Source organism: Pseudomonas sp. FW300-N2A2 (assembly GCF_017351735.1).
GTDB lineage: Bacteria > Pseudomonadota > Gammaproteobacteria > Pseudomonadales > Pseudomonadaceae > Aquipseudomonas > Aquipseudomonas migulae.
This window is the reverse complement of record NZ_JACNDU010000009.1, coordinates 92,108-107,142: the sequence shown is the minus strand read 5'-3', so window position 1 is coordinate 107,142 and position 15,035 is coordinate 92,108. Positions and strand designations below refer to the sequence as shown.

Genomic DNA, 15,035 nt, shown 5'->3' with positions numbered 1-15,035 from the left:
GCCCACCATCCACTACACATTGAGTCCGGTCACAACCATCGGTCTCGGTGACCCAAGACTCAGAACACCACATAAAAATAATCGGTGGCCTACATGACTCCTTCTCAAAGCTCTCCCGTGGAGCGTTCCTCCACGACTCCTGCCGTCGGTGGCATCGGCGACAAGATCCGCGGCGCCATGGCCGTCGGCAAGACCCGTTGGGGCATGCTGGCGCTGGTGTTTTTCGCCACCACCCTTAACTACATCGACCGTGCCGCACTGGGCGTGATGCAGCCGATCCTGGCCAAGGAAATGAGCTGGACGGCGATGGATTACGCCAACATCAACTTCTGGTTCCAGGTCGGCTACGCCATCGGTTTCGTGCTGCAAGGCCGGCTGATCGACCGGGTCGGCGTGAAGCGCGTGTTCTTCTGCGCGGTGCTGCTCTGGAGCCTGGCGACCGGCGCCCACGGCCTGGCCACGTCAGCGGTCGGCTTCATGGTTTGCCGCTTTATCCTCGGGCTGACCGAAGCCGCCAACTACCCGGCTTGCGTGAAAACCACGCGGTTGTGGTTCCCGGCCGGCGAACGCGCCGTGGCCACCGGCATCTTCAACGCCGGCACCAACGTCGGTGCGATGTTCACCCCGATGCTGCTGCCACTGATCCTGCATGTGTGGGGCTGGCAGGCCGCGTTCCTGTGCATGGCGTCGCTGGGCGGCATCTGGCTGCTGTTCTGGGGCCTGAAGTACTTCAACCCGGAAGATCACCCAAGCGTTAAACAATCGGAACTGGACTACATCCAGAAGGAAGTCGAACCGGAACAATCCCGCGTACCGTTCTCCAAAATCCTGCGCATGCGTGGCACCTGGGCCTTCGCCCTCGCCTACTCGATCACCGCGCCGGTGTTCTGGTTCTACCTGTACTGGCTGCCGCCGTTCCTCAATCAGCAATACAACCTGGGGATCAACGTGACCCAGATGGGTATCCCGCTGATCATCATCTACCTCACTGCCGACTTCGGCAGCGTTGGCGGCGGCATCCTGTCCTCGTTCCTGATCGGCCGCGGGATCAACCCGATCAAGGCGCGCCTGATGTCGATGTTCCTGTTCGCCTGCTGCATCATCGGCGTGGTCATGGCCGCCGGTTCGAGCAGCCTGTGGGTGGCGGTGTTTGCGATCTCCCTGGCCATCGGTGCACACCAGGCCTGGACCGCGAACATCTGGAGCCTGGTGATGGACTACACGCCTAAACACATGATGAGTACGGTGTTCGGCTTCGGCGGCATGTGCGCCGCGATCGGCGGGATGTTCATGACCCAGTTGGTCGGCCACATTCTGACCATCACCAACAACAACTACACCGTGCTGTTCACCATCATTCCGGCGATGTACTTCATCGCGCTGACCTGGATGTACTTCATGGCGCCGCGCAAGATTCCTACAGTCGAAAACTGATACACCCCAAACGCAGGCCTGATCCCGGGCCTGCGTTTTTTTATGCGCAGGATTTATGAATGCCCCCTTTTTTCTCAACACCACAGAGACCCACCATGTCCCCAGGTCACTTGAGCATTGCCAAACGCGCCGTGATCAGCTTCGGCGTTATCGCCCTGCTGGTTCTGTTGCAGGGTTTGTTCGCCCTCAAACAGGTTGCGCAGGTCCGCGCCACCGGTCAGCACACGGAAAGCATCTCCCTGCCGAGCGTTCGCTACCTGGGTGAAATCCGCGACTACGTCCTGAGCATTCGCGTTCTCAGCCTGCGCATGGCCCTCAACCGCGACCCGAAAGTGCTCGATGCTACCGTCACACGCCTGCATCAAGTACAAGGCTGGCTGGGCGAGACGCTGGAAAAATTCACCCCGCTGGTCGGTGATTACAACCGGGAGCCGTACGAAAAGTTCGTCGCCACCGTCACCCGTTACCGTCAGGCGTTGGCGCAATACGAAGCGCTGTCGCGGGAGAACCGCAGCGAGGACATGACCGCGCTGCTCAACGGCAAAATCCAGGAGTACTCGACCCAGACCGGTGACCAGTTCGCCGAATTGATGGCCCTTGCCGCCAATGAAGTCAGCCTGTCGGCCAACCAGGCCGATACGCTTTACAACCAGGTGAAGTTCACCGTGATCGGTGCGCTGATCGCCGTTGCGCTCCTGACTTTGTGCCTGGCCTGGCTGCTGATTCGCAGCATCGTCGTTCCGATCCGTCAGGCTGTCGCCGTGGCCGAGCAAGTCGCCGCCGGGGACTTGAGTAAACCGATCCACAGCCACGGCAGCGATGAAACCGCACGTTTGCTCAAGGCCTTGTCGGCCATGCAAACCAGCCTGCGCGAAACCCTGCAACTGATCAGCGGCACCTCGACGCAATTGGCGGCGGCTGCGCTGCAGATGAATCAGAACACTCGGCAGGATTCCGCTCGACTGCAACAGCAACACAATGAAATCGAACAAGCCGCCACGGCCGTCAACGAGATGACGGTCGCGGTGGAAGAAGTCGCACGTAACGCGGTGTCGACTTCCGACAGCACTCGCCTGTCCACGCAGCAAGCCAACCAGGGCCAGACGCGGGTCATTGAGACACTGGATTCGATTCAAGCGATGAGCAGCAATGCCGGCCTCGCTCTGCAACAGGTGCAGACGCTGGCCGAGCAATCCCGGGAAATCGGCAAGGTGCTGGACGTGATCCGCGCCATCGCCGAACAGACCAACCTGCTCGCGCTCAATGCCGCCATCGAGGCCGCCCGCGCCGGGGAAGCCGGGCGTGGGTTTGCAGTGGTGGCCGATGAAGTACGGGCGCTGGCTCATCGCACCCAGCAATCGACCCGCGAAATCGAACAGATGATTGGCCGGGTGCGGGGCGATACCGACAGCGTGGTGCTGTCGATGCACGACAACAGTCAGCGCGTCGCCGATACCTTGTCGATTGCCGAACAGGCGGGTCTGGCACTGGCAGAAATCACCCGGGCAATGGAACAGATCCATGAACGTAATCTGGTGATCGCCAGCGCGTCAGAGGAACAGGCGCAAGTGGCCCGCGAGGTGGATCGCAATTTGCTGAACATCCGCGACCTGTCGCTGGAAAGTGCCGACGCCTCGACCCGGACCAGCGCCACCAGCCAGGAACTGTCGCAACTGGCGACCGGCCTGCAAAACCTGGTGGTGCGCTTCAGATTCTGATCATGTTCAGCGACGGCTTTGCTGCCAGGCCGCCGCCAAACCGCTGCAGCAAATCACCGCGATCCCGACCACCGTGGTCAGGGTCGGCGTGTGGGAAAACAGCAACCAGCCGAGCAAACCGGCGAAGACAATCTGGCAATAGCCGAACGGCGCCAACAGCGCAGGGGCGGCGTAGCGGAATGCCTGAGTCAGAAACAAATGCGCCGTCATCCCGCACGCACCCAGCGCCACCATCATCAATCCATGCCCAAGGCTCGGCACTTGCCAGAAGAACGGCACCAGCGCACTCATCACCAGGGTGTTGCACAACCCGGCGAAAAAGTTGCTGGTGGTCGGGCTGTCGACGCTGCTGAGCTTGCGGGTGAGCAATTGATAGAAGCAGAAAAACAGCGCCGAGCAGAGCGGCAGCAGCACCGCTGGCGTGAACAGATCACCGCCGGGGTGGACGATGATCAATACGCCGATAAATCCGCAAATCACCGCGATCCATTGGCCACGGGTGACGCGCTCACGCAGCAGCGGCACCGACAGCGCAGTCACCAGGACCGGTGCAAGAAAGTTGACCGCGGTGGCTTCGGCCAACGGGATGTACTGCAAGCCGGTGGTGAAAAACAGACTGGTGCCCAACAGGCACAACGCCCTCAGCAACTGCAGCAATGGTCGTTTGGTGCGTAGGACTCGCAGCCCGGATTGCGGCAGAAAAATCCCTGCCATCAACAAGGTGTGAACCACATACCGGGCCCAGACCACCATGACAATCGGGTAGAACCCCGAAAGGTATTTCGACAAGGCGTCATGGCTGGAGAAGAGAAAGGTGGCGAAGACGATCAGCAAAATCCCTTTGAAGGGTTGGTTTACGCCGGAGAGCGGGGTGCTGACGGTCATTGGGGATCCTTTTTTACTTCGAAAGTCAAAAGCTTCGCGGGCGAGCCTCGCTCCTACAAAAGCAATGGAAAACCCTGTAGGAGCGTGGCTTGCCCGCGAACAGGTGCGCAGCACCTTCTAGATTCTTGCCAACAATTCCCGGGCCTTATCCAGCGCCATCTGTGCCCGTTGCAACCCGCTCACGCCCTGCTCCAACAACTTCACCGTTGGAATCTCCAGGCTTAGCGGAATATCGGCCGGCAAACACTGCAACAACCCCGCCAGATCACAATCGCCATCCCCTGGAAAACGTCGCTCGTTGCGGGCCTGACGCAAAATCTCCGCCATGTCTGTCGGTCGCGGCCCCGCCACATCGCACAACTGCGCATACCGTAACCGTGACGGGGCGACTTTGACCAGATCTTCCAGCCGAGAACCCGAGCGGTCGAAATGGAAAGCATCAACCAATACCGCGCCGTTTTCACGATCAGCGTTTTCGACAATGCGCACCGCTTGTTCAAGATTGCGCGCATCAGTCCAGGGCATGAACTCCAGGTGCGGGTGCAGTCCGTAAGGCGCCGCCAGATCACAGAGCCGGACGAAGTTTTCCGTCAGCCGTTGCTCGTCAGAATCGTTACCCGCCACCAGCAATTCACTGGCACCAAACTCCGCACCGACTGCCAGAATTTTCTCGAAGTCGGCGACGACGGTGTCCGGTTTAAGACGCAGGATTTCAACATCCAGCACACGAATACCGGTGTCGCGCAGCCGTGCCAGCGTCTCACGCCGCAAACCGACATCGGCTACCAGCGCAAAGTGATGTTCTTCGGGTGTCGCCGGCTCAAGGCGCAGTCCCACGTGGCTGTAACCGGCACGTGCCGCGACGTCCACCATCTGCGGCGGTGACAACTCCAGTACCGTCAGGCTGGCCAGGGAAAAGATCCGTTCATTCATGTTCATTCCTCGATCAGCACAGGGGTGCAGGCGCGACCGGTTTCGGCGGCTTCGCGGATGGCTTCGATCAACGCCAGTGTGCGTGCCGCATCGGCAGCGCTGACCAACGGCTCGACTTCCCGACGCACCACGCGCACGAAATGCTGCAGCTGCAAACCCAGGGCTTCATCGGCGCTGACGCTTTCCTGCATCGGCAACAAGGGTTGATGCCATCCCCCATCAGCGTCGGCGTAATGCCAGCGCTTGAGTTGCGGAATGCTCAACGCGCCGCCGGTACCAGCCAGCAAGTAACACGGCTGATCCGCCTGACGCGGATACACCGGGTTCTCCCCGGAATCCAGCTCCCAACTCCAGGGCGCCGCCACCGCGTCGGAACCGGTCAGGCTGCCCAGTGCGCCGTTGTCGAATTGCAGCAACACCGCCGCACAATCCTCGTTGGCAAACCCGCGCACGACATTGCTGGTGATCGCTTGAACCTGCCGCACTTCGCCGCACAGATGACGCAGCAGATCGAGGTCATGGATCAGGTTGGTCAGCAACATTCCCGCGCCTGGTTCGCGGCGCCACGGCGTTTCGAAATAACTGTCGGGTTTGCGCAATTGCCAGAGAGCGGTCACCGTCGTCAGCCGCCCCAAAGCACCGCTTTGCACCAGTTCGCGGGCGCGGACGATCAGTGGATTGTGCCGACGATGATGGCCGACCAGCACCGGGACGCCGGTGGCTTTCGAGGCAGCCACCAACTCGCGCGCCTCATCCAGGTGCACGCCGACCGGTTTTTCCAGCAGGACCGGCACGCCGGCAGCCAGGCAATCGAGCGCGGTGCTGACGTGCAGCGTGTTCGGGTTGGCCACGATGACCGCGTCCGGCTTCACCTGCTCCAGCATCTGACGGTGATCGGCGAAATACCCCACGCCCCATTCGGCTGCGAGGCCTGCCGCTTGCGGGCCAGGGTCGGCTACCGCGCACAGGGTCGCGTCCTTCAGGGTGTGCAGATGCCGGTAATGCTGCTGGCCCATGTTGCCGGCACCGATCAGGGCGATGCGAACGGGCGAAGTCATGGTGCGGTCCTCTTGTGATTATTGTTGATTGACCCTCAACAATTTAGAACCTGGTTCCAGATTCTTACACAAGCGATTCACGAAAGCGTGCGAACAACGCACAACTTTCCGGCGAACAAAGATTCCTGTGCGGCGGTGGTTAACTGAAGAATTCCGACGCGAGACTCGCCGCCGACAACTCTTCGGCAAATCTCAACAACAGCGGCGCCAACTCATGCAGCCGCTCCCCCGGCATCCGCGCGCTCGGCCCGGCAATGCTCAGCACACCAATCACTCGCCCATCGCTCGGGTGACGCACCACCGCCGCAATCGCCGAAGTACCAACGGCCGAGCTCTCTTCAACCCAGGCATAGCCCTGCTCCCGCGCCAGACGCAGGCGCTCGAGCAATTCAATGTTGGAACGCGGCGCGTTCGGCCCGAGGTCTTTTGGCCGCTCGCCGCCCTGGCGTTCCACCAGCGACAACGCTTCAGCGTCACTCATGCACGCCAGCCACGCATGGCCCGACGCCGTGTAAAACAGCGGCGCATCACGGCCCATGTCCGGGTCGTAACGCAGACCGGAGCGGGCGCCCTGGGACTTGGCGATCCAGGTTTGACGCTCGCCCTCGATGACCCCGAGGCGCACCAGTTCGCCGGTTTCCTGGGCCAGGCGATCAAGCACTGGCTGCACGATATCGGCGCCGCTTCCCGACAGATAACGGAACCCCATGGCCACCAGTTTGGTCGACAAGTGATAGCGCAGGTTATCCGGATTCTGCCGCACGTAACCCAGCCGAATCAGCTCGGCGAGCAAGCGATGAGTCGCGCTTTTAGGGATGTCCAGTTGCTCTGCCAGCGTCTGCATCGGCAGGCCGCGAGGGTCACTGGTGAGGCTTTCAAGCACGCTGAAAACACGTTCGATCTGACTGCCGGCCATGGAAGGTTCCGCCTGAAATTTGCCCGATTCTAGAAGACAAACCGCCTAATGCGAAATCTGGAACTGCTTGTTCGGTAACCGCCCGTTTTATCGGCTGAGTGGTTGCCGAGCGGCTTCACGTCGCTATATTTTCTGGAATCAAATTCTAAAAATATGCACTGGAGTTTTAAACAATGCCTGCCGAATCCCACAGCTCACCAGACATCGACTGCGATGTATTGGTCGTCGGCTCCGGTGCAGCCGGGTTATCGGCAGCGGTCACCGCTGCATGGCACGGATTGAAAGTCATCGTGGTGGAGAAAGACCCGGTATTCGGCGGAGCCACGGCGTGGTCCGGCGGCTGGGCCTGGGTGCCGTGCAATCCTCTGGCCCGCCGCGCCGGCATCGTCGAAGACGTCGAGTTGCCGCGCACCTATCTCAAGCATGAACTCGGTGAGCGCTACGAACCGGCAATGATCGATGCGTTCCTTGAGGCGGGCCCACGGATGGTCGCCTTTTTCGAACAGCACACCTCGCTGCAATTCGCCGATGGCAATGCCATCGCCGACATACATGGCGATACGCCCGGTGCCGGAACGGGCGGACGTTCGGTGATCGCTGCACCCTATGACGGGCGAAAAGTCGGCAAGCTGCTGAGGCGTCTTCGCAAAACCATGCGGGAAACTTCGTTCATGGGCATGCCAATCATGGCAGGGGCGGACCTGGCCGCGTTTCTCAACCTGACCCGTTCGGTGCCCGCCGCGTGGCACGTCACCCGGCGCTTCACCCGGCACCTGCTCGACCTGATTGTGCATGGCCGGGCGATGCAGCTGGTCAACGGCGTGGCGCTGGTCGCACGCCTGGCAAAATCTGCCGAAGACCTTGGCGTGCTGCTCTGGGAATCGGCGCCTGTCAGCGAGTTGCTTCGCGAAGGCGATCAGGTCCGGGGCGCGCTGGTGAGCACCGCCAAGGGCAAGGTCCGCATCCATGCGCGCAAGGCTGTGGTGCTTGCGGCCGGTGGGTTTGCCAATGACATCGAGCGGCGCAAGGCACTGTTCCCGCGCACACCGACCGGCAACGAACACTGGGCGCTGCCCCCCCTCGGCGTGGCCGGTGACGGTTTGCGCCTGGGCGAAAGCGCCGGGGCCCGGGTCAACACCAACATGGCCTCTCCCGTAGCGTGGGCACCGGTCTCGCAAGTGCCACACAGGGATGGCAGCATCGGTCACTTCCCGCACATCATCGAACGGGGCAAACCGGGGATCATCGGCGTACTGAGCAACGGCCAGCGCTTCGTCAATGAAGCGAACGGCTACTACGACTATGTAACGGCCATGGTTGCCGCTGCGCCTGCCGGCGAAGAGGTTGCCTCCTGGCTGATTTGCACCCATGGTTTTCAACGCCGATATGGACTGGGCATCTCTCGGCCGTTTCCGATTCCGTTGTCATCCTTTATCCGCAGCGGCTATCTGAAAACCGGCAACACGATCGAGGAATTGGCCCACGCCTGCGGCATCGACCCGAACGGGTTGCGCAGCACTGTGGCGGACTACAACCAGCATGCGCGCAACGGTGAAGACCCCTTGTTTGGCCGCGGTTCGACGCCTTACAACCGCAAACAGGGTGACGCCTTGCAGCAACCCAACCCGTGCGTCGCCCCCATCGAGCAAGGGCCGTTTTACGCGGTGAAGGTCCAGCCCGGCTGCTTCGGCACCTTCGCCGGGCTCAAGGTCAATCAACACGCCCAGGTCCTCGGCGAATCCGGCCAGGCCATCACCGGGCTGTACGCTGCGGGCGGCGACATGGCCAGCATCATGGGCGGGCATTACCCCGCCGGCGGCATTAATCTCGGCCCGGCGCTGACGTTCGGCTACATCGCCGCGCGACATATCGCCGGCATCACTGCTTACGAACAGGAGATCGACCATGCAGCGCATCGTTAATGCACAGGGTTTGAACATGCCCAAACTCGGCCTCGGCACCTGGCCGATGCTCGGCGAAGAATGCACACAAGCCGTTGAACAAGCGCTGAAGTTGGGTTATCGGCATATCGACACCGCTGCCGCCTACAACAACGAAGAGGCCGTCGGTCAGGCGCTGGCGAACAGTCCTACGCCTCGCGAGCAGATCCACGTCACCACCAAAGTCTGGTGGGATCAACTGCAACCCGATGCCATGCGCCACTCCATGGATCGCAGCCTCAAGGCCTTGCGCAGCGATTACGTTGACCTGTTCATGGTCCACTGGCCGACCACCGATTGGGACCTCCCACGCACGATCGAAACCCTGGTGTCATTCAAGGAGCAAGGCTTGGCGCGCAACATCGGCGTGGCGAATTTTCCGCTGCCGCTGCTGCGCAAAGTCGTCGAAGAACTGGGCGCGCCGCTGTCAGCCATTCAGGTCGAATACCACGTGTTGCTCGGACAAAACGCGCTGCTGGACTACGCCCGTCAACATGACCTGGCACTGACGGCCTACTCGCCGCTGGCCCGCAACAAGGTCTCGGACATCCCGCAAATCCAGCAGATCGCCGCCAGACACGGGGTTCTGCCGACACAAGTGGCACTCAAATGGCTGCTTGATCAACCGAACGTTGCGGCGATTCCCAAGGCCAGTAGCGAGGCTAATCAACTGGCCAACCTGGCCTCGCTGGACGTCCAGCTCAATGACGCAGACCGGGCGTTGATTGCCGGGTTGTCGAAACGCGAACGACTGGTCAGCCCTGACTTTGCGCCAGTGTGGGATGCGTTCGACCGGTAAGCACCGGACTGCTTTTCGTAGGAGCCGGCTTGCCGGCGATAGCGTCCATAAGATCGCCATCGCCGGCAAGCCGGCTCCTACAAGTCATAGGGCGTTCGCCCTGACGTCATAAAAAACCCATCACCTGACGGAATTCGATGGGCTATCCACGTTCAATACACTCAGTAATGTTCCCGCCCGCATAAAAGCCGGACGACCGGACTGGCGCCGCTCCCACTCACCAGCAACACTCATCCCCACGATAATCAGAGGATTCCCACATGCTATGGAAAAAAGGCCGACGCAGCGACAACGTGGTCGATGCCCGTGGTGATGATGTCGGCGGTGGTGGCGGCGGGATGCGTTTTGGTGGCGGCAAGGGCCTGAGCCTGACCGCGATCATTCTGATTGTCGGGATCGGCTGGATCACCGGCCAGGACCCGTTGCAGATCCTCGGCCAACTCACCGGGCAGATGACCGAGCAATCGGCACCGACACCGACGCAAACCCGCAAGGCACCGCCAGCCAATGATGAAGGGGCGGAATTCGTCCGTTCGATCCTCGGTGACACCGAAGACACCTGGGGCCAGATTTTCCAGCAGGCCGGCCGGCAGTATAAAGATCCTACGCTGGTGCTGTTCAGCAACCGGGTGAACTCGGCGTGCGGCCTGGCCACCTCGGCGACCGGGCCGTTCTATTGCCCAGCAGACCAGAAGGTTTACCTGGACATGAGTTTCTTCCAGGAAATGTCGCAACGCTTTGCCGCTGCGGGTGATTTCGCTCAGGCCTACGTGATCGCTCACGAAGTCGGACACCATGTTCAGACCTTGCTCGGCGTTTCCGCGAAAATTCAGGCCGCCCGTCAGCAAGGCCGGCAAATGGAAGGTGACGGTGGTTTGTTGGTGCGTCAGGAGCTGCAAGCGGACTGCCTCGCGGGTGTCTGGGCCAACAATGCACAGCAACGCCTGAACTGGCTGGAGCCGGGCGACATCGAAGAAGCCTTGAACGCCGCCAACGCCATCGGCGACGACCGCTTGCAGCAGCAAGGCCAGGGTCGCGTGGTGCCGGACTCGTTTACCCATGGCACGTCGGCGCAAAGGGTGCGCTGGTTCAAAACCGGATTTGCGCAAGGCCAGGTGGGCCAGTGCGATACCTTTGCGGCGAAAAATCTGTAAATGAAAAAGTGGTTGTTGATGTTGTTGTTTACTTGCACCTGTACCCAGGCTGCCGAGCATGGGGTCAAGGAGATCAGCCCCGGCCGACTCTTGTTGAAAGAAGGTGAGATGGCGGTGGGCATCGGCCCGGCGCCGGCGAAAATCGAGCGCGTGCTGATCATCATCCATGGTCGGTTGCGCAATGCTGAAACCTACCGCCAGAGTGCCGAGCGGGCGGCAGAGCAAGCCGGGCAAAGCGCCCATACGTTGGTGATCGCTCCGCAATTTCTCAATGAAACCGACGTGGCACTCCATCCAGTCGCCGACACCGTGTTGCGTTGGCAAGGCAATGACTGGATGGCCGGCGGTTTATCCACCGCTCCGTTTGCGCTGAGTTCCTACGCGGCGCTCGACCAGATCATCGCCCGGCTCGGCGATCGTCGACAGTTTCCGGACGTGAAGGATGTCGTCATCGCGGGCCACTCGGGCGGCGCTCAGGTGGTTCAGCGTTATGCGTTGTTGAGTCACGATCAACCGGAGCTCAAGGCGGCTGGCGTGCACGTGCGCTACGTCATCGCCAACCCGTCTTCCTACGCGTATTTCGATGAGCGGCGGCCAGTGGCGTTCAGTCACGCCGGCTGCCCGGCGTTCAATCGCTGGAAGTACGGCCTGTCAGATTTGCCCGCTTACGCCGAAGGACAAACGCCCGCGCAACTGGAGGAAAACTACGTCCAGCGTGACATCGTTTATCTACTGGGGCAGCAGGACATTGATCCGAACCATCCGGCACTGGATAAAAGTTGTGAGGCGAAAGCCCAGGGCGCTAATCGATTGATTCGCGGGCGCAATTATTTTGAGTTTTTGAAGCGTAGCCATCCGCAAGGATTGAATCAGCAATTGATCGAAGTGCCCGGGGTTGGGCATAACGGGGATGGGATGTTTACGTCGCCTGAGGGGCAGAAGGTTTTGTTCGGGCAGTGATGACGCCTTCGCGGGCAAGCCTCGCTCCTACAGGGGAATGCGGTCAACTGTAGGAGCGAGGCTTGCCCGCGAAGGGTCCCTCAAGCCAACAACATTTCCCGCAACGCCACACAATCCGCCGCATGCCAATCAGTCAGCTCAGGCCACGGGTTATCCGGCAGATTCACCAACACCGTCCGCGCCCCCGCCGCTCTTCCGCAATCCAGATCAAACCGGTAATCACCGACCATCACCATCTCGCTCGCCGGCACGTTCCAGGCCTCGGCCAATTTCAACAAACCACCGGGGTGCGGCTTGGGCGGCGCTTCATCACGCCCCAACACATCCTCCACCGCGAAGCAGTCCGCCAGGCCAATGGCTTCCAGCGTCACATGCGCCAACTCCCGAGCATTGCGCGTAAGAATGCCCAGGCGATAACCGCGCCCCGCCAACTCGCGCACCAGTTCCACAGCACCCGGCGCCGGTTTCGAACCCAGCGCCAGATCCCGTTCATGCTCCAGCAACCATGCATGTTTGGCCGCGGCTTCAGCAGCCGGCAGCGCGGCGAGGTGGGTCAGGATGTCGTCTTCGGCCGGGATCGCCAGCGCCACGCGAATCGCCGCGAAGTCATGCACGGCCACCGTCAGGGTGCCGTCCATGTCGAACACCCAGTGCCGCACCTCGGCCAGGCTCATGCCCAATCCTTGCGGTGACGGATCAGGCCTTCCTGAGTGACCGACGCCACCAGTTGCCCGGCGCGATTGAACACGCTGCCACGGCTGAACCCACGGGAATTGCCGGCCCACGGGCTATCCATCGCGTACAGCAACCAGTCATCGGCACGCAGATCCGCATGGAACCACAGCGCGTGATCGAGGCTGGCGACCTGCATGTCTTTCTGCCAGACCGACTTGCCATGGGGCAACATCGAGGTGGTCAGCAGATTGAAGTCCGACGCGTAGGCCAGCAGGTATTTGTGCAGCGCCGGGGAGTCGGCCAACGCGCCGTCGGCGCGAAACCAGACGTACTTGACCGGATCGGATGGCTGCGGGTTGTAGGGATCTTTCTCGGTGACCGGGCGGAATTCGATCGGCTTCGGGCACAGCAGTTTTTCACGCATGTGCTCGGGGATCAGGTGCGCGCGCTGATGGGTCAGCTCCAGTTCCGAGGGCAGGTTTTCCGGCCCGACCACCGTCGGCATCTGGCCCTGATGCTCGAAGCCTTTTTCGTCATATTGGAACGACGCGCTGCACGTGAAGATCGGGTTGCCCTTCTGGATCGCCGTGACCCGACGCGTGCTGAAACTGCCGCCGTCGCGAACCCGATCAACCTGATACACCACGGGCAACGTGGAATCGCCCGGACGCAGGAAATAACCGTGCATCGAATGCACATGACGCGCGACTTCGACCGTCTGGCTGGCCGCCGACAGGGACTGACCGATCACTTGGCCGCCGAACAACTGACGAAAGCCCAGGTCCTGGCTGCGGCCACGGAACAGGTTTTCTTCGATCGGTTCCAGGGTCAGCAAATCGACCAGATCATCCAACACTTGGCTCATTCAGACTCTCCTCACACATCGCAATGCCGCGCAGTCTTGGCTGCGGCGGTCGATTCAGTTTCCGGCCAGGGCCATCATTGGCGCCATTGTAAACGTCCGGGCCGTCTTATCCATGCAAGGTTTGCAGCCATTGTTCACGGGTGATGCGGTACAGCACATGGTGACGCAGAGGATGATCGACCGCGAGTTTCGGGTGGTCGAAGTCACCGGCTGAATCATGGTGCATACCGATGGCCTGCATGACTTTCTGCGATGGCGTGTTGGTTTCCGTGGTGAAGGACACGACTTCTTGCAGCGCTACCCGGTCAAACCCGCAGCGCAGAGCGGTCCACGCCGCCTCACTGGCGTAACCCAAGCCCCAGTGTTCGCGGGCCAGGCGCCAGCCGATCTCGATGGCCGGCGTGAAAGGCGCGTCGAAACCGACCACGCCGAGCCCGGTAAAACCGATGAATGCACCGGTGTCCTTGCGCTCCAGCGCCCAGAGACCAAAACCATGCTCGGCGAAATGCCCACGAATCCGCCCGATCAGCGAAGCACTTTCCAGTCGACTCAAGGGCGCCGGGAAATAACGCATCACCTGTGGATCGGCGCACATCGCCGCAAACGCCGGCAAATCCTCGTCACGCCACTGCCGCAACAGCAGTCGCGCGCTCTCGAGTTCCAGTATCGGCTCCATCGTGCCCCTCCGTTTCCATGCCGCAAGTCTACATCGCTGGTAGGATCGTTCACTCATTCCTACACGCCGTACTCATAAAAGCCCGTCATGCCGCTGCCATTGATTTACCACGAAGACTACAGCCCCGAGTTCCCGGCGGACCACCGTTTCCCCATGGACAAGTTTCGCCTGCTGCGCGATCACCTGGTGGACAGCGGGCTGACCCGGGACGCCGACCTGCTGCGCCCGGAACTCTGCCCGCCGGAAATTCTCGCCCTCGCACATGACGCTGCCTATATCGAACGCTACATGAGCGGCGAGTTGTCCCGCGAAGACCAGCAGCGTCTTGGCCTGCCGTGGAACGAAGCCCTGGCCCGGCGCACGGTGCGGGCAGTCGGCGGTTCGCTACTGGCGGCGGAACAGGCGCTGGAACATGGATTGGCCTGTCACTTGGCCGGCGGCACGCATCACGCGCATTACGACTACCCGGCGGGGTTCTGCATCTTTAACGACCTGGCGGTGATCAGCCATTACCTGCTGGAAAGCGGTCGTGTGAATCGGGTGCTGATCTTCGATTGCGACGTGCATCAGGGCGACGGGACTGCGCGGATTCTGCACAACACCCCGGACGCGGTGACCGTTTCCCTGCACTGCGAGAAGAACTTTCCTGCACGCAAGGCCGAAAGTGACTGGGACATCCCGCTGCCCAAGGGCATGGGCGATGCGGATTACCTGAAGGTCGTCGACGACGCGCTGAATTATTTGCTGCCGCTCTACCAGCCGGACCTGGTGCTGTACGACGCCGGTGTCGATGTGCATAAGGACGACGCGCTCGGTTACCTGAAGCTGACAGACGAAGGTGTGGCTGCTCGGGATGAAAGCGTGATGCGCCATTGCCTCGGGCGGGATATTCCGGTGGTCGGGGTGATCGGCGGCGGCTACAGCAAGGACCGCAAGGCGCTGGCGCGGCGTCACGGCATCCTGCATCACAGCGCGCAGCGGGTGTGGGCGTCATCAGGTTGTCATTGAGGTGTGCGCCTTTA

At 61.2% G+C, this 15,035-nt stretch carries 14 protein-coding genes; 7 read left to right on the top strand and 7 right to left on the bottom strand.

The window, feature by feature from the left end; translation table 11 throughout:
• Window positions 1–177 precede the first annotated feature (177 nt).
• Entirely contained in the window at window positions 178–1,434 is a 1,257-nt protein-coding gene (locus J4E42_RS14595; protein WP_223414472.1) for an MFS transporter, read from the top strand.
• A gap of 95 nt (window positions 1,435–1,529) precedes the next feature.
• Window positions 1,530–3,152, top strand: coding sequence for a methyl-accepting chemotaxis protein (locus J4E42_RS14590; protein ID WP_207285505.1), 1,623 nt, complete (start codon window positions 1,530–1,532; stop codon window positions 3,150–3,152).
• Between the two features lie 6 nt (window positions 3,153–3,158).
• Here J4E42_RS14590 and J4E42_RS14585 read toward each other — a convergent pair whose 3' ends face one another.
• The 4 genes from J4E42_RS14585 to J4E42_RS14570 form a co-directional block, all read right to left on the bottom strand.
• Window positions 3,159–4,037, bottom strand: coding sequence for a DMT family transporter (locus J4E42_RS14585; protein WP_008028930.1), 879 nt, complete (start codon window positions 4,035–4,037; stop codon window positions 3,159–3,161).
• 117 nt (window positions 4,038–4,154) lie between these two features.
• Complete coding sequence (locus J4E42_RS14580) at window positions 4,155–4,970, bottom strand: sugar phosphate isomerase/epimerase (protein ID WP_207285504.1); 816 nt, start codon at window positions 4,968–4,970, stop codon at window positions 4,155–4,157.
• A 2-nt stretch (window positions 4,971–4,972) separates the two neighbouring features.
• Window positions 4,973–6,028 carry a Gfo/Idh/MocA family protein gene (locus tag J4E42_RS14575; RefSeq protein WP_207285503.1) on the bottom strand — a complete coding sequence of 352 codons (1,056 nt, stop codon included), beginning with the start codon at window positions 6,026–6,028 and terminating at the stop codon, window positions 4,973–4,975.
• Between the two features lie 139 nt (window positions 6,029–6,167).
• Window positions 6,168–6,944, bottom strand: coding sequence for an IclR family transcriptional regulator (locus J4E42_RS14570; protein WP_207285502.1), 777 nt, complete (start codon window positions 6,942–6,944; stop codon window positions 6,168–6,170).
• A gap of 173 nt (window positions 6,945–7,117) precedes the next feature.
• On the opposite strand from J4E42_RS14570, the gene J4E42_RS14565 reads away from it, so the two are divergent.
• The 4 genes from J4E42_RS14565 to J4E42_RS14550 all read left to right on the top strand — a co-directional run bounded on the left by J4E42_RS14565 (window position 7,118) and on the right by J4E42_RS14550 (window position 11,797).
• Complete coding sequence (locus J4E42_RS14565) at window positions 7,118–8,866, top strand: FAD-dependent oxidoreductase (RefSeq protein WP_207285501.1); 1,749 nt, start codon at window positions 7,118–7,120, stop codon at window positions 8,864–8,866.
• On the top strand, window positions 8,850–9,683 hold the full coding sequence (locus J4E42_RS14560) for an aldo/keto reductase (RefSeq protein WP_207285500.1): 834 nt from the start codon (window positions 8,850–8,852) through the stop codon (window positions 9,681–9,683). The genes J4E42_RS14565 and J4E42_RS14560 overlap by 17 nt, the downstream gene beginning before the upstream one ends.
• 260 nt (window positions 9,684–9,943) lie before the next feature.
• On the top strand, window positions 9,944–10,837 hold the full coding sequence (locus tag J4E42_RS14555) for a neutral zinc metallopeptidase (protein WP_207285499.1): 894 nt from the start codon (window positions 9,944–9,946) through the stop codon (window positions 10,835–10,837).
• Window positions 10,838–11,797 carry an alpha/beta hydrolase gene (locus J4E42_RS14550; protein ID WP_207285498.1) on the top strand — a complete coding sequence of 320 codons (960 nt, stop codon included), beginning with the start codon at window positions 10,838–10,840 and terminating at the stop codon, window positions 11,795–11,797. It begins immediately after the preceding gene.
• Between the two features lie 80 nt (window positions 11,798–11,877).
• On the opposite strand, the gene J4E42_RS14545 is transcribed toward J4E42_RS14550, so the two are convergent.
• The 3 genes from J4E42_RS14545 to J4E42_RS14535 all read right to left on the bottom strand — a co-directional run bounded on the left by J4E42_RS14545 (window position 11,878) and on the right by J4E42_RS14535 (window position 14,013).
• Window positions 11,878–12,471, bottom strand: coding sequence for an HAD family hydrolase (locus J4E42_RS14545; RefSeq protein WP_008041913.1), 594 nt, complete (start codon window positions 12,469–12,471; stop codon window positions 11,878–11,880).
• Window positions 12,468–13,337, bottom strand: coding sequence for an acyl-CoA thioesterase II (tesB, locus tag J4E42_RS14540; protein WP_008031730.1), 870 nt, complete (start codon window positions 13,335–13,337; stop codon window positions 12,468–12,470). The genes J4E42_RS14545 and tesB overlap by 4 nt, the downstream gene beginning before the upstream one ends.
• 106 nt (window positions 13,338–13,443) lie before the next feature.
• Complete coding sequence (locus J4E42_RS14535) at window positions 13,444–14,013, bottom strand: GNAT family N-acetyltransferase (RefSeq protein WP_008041912.1); 570 nt, start codon at window positions 14,011–14,013, stop codon at window positions 13,444–13,446.
• An 87-nt stretch (window positions 14,014–14,100) separates the two neighbouring features.
• On the opposite strand from J4E42_RS14535, the gene J4E42_RS14530 reads away from it, so the two are divergent.
• Window positions 14,101–15,021, top strand: coding sequence for a histone deacetylase (locus J4E42_RS14530; protein ID WP_207285497.1), 921 nt, complete (start codon window positions 14,101–14,103; stop codon window positions 15,019–15,021).
• Window positions 15,022–15,035: the final 14 nt, after the last annotated feature.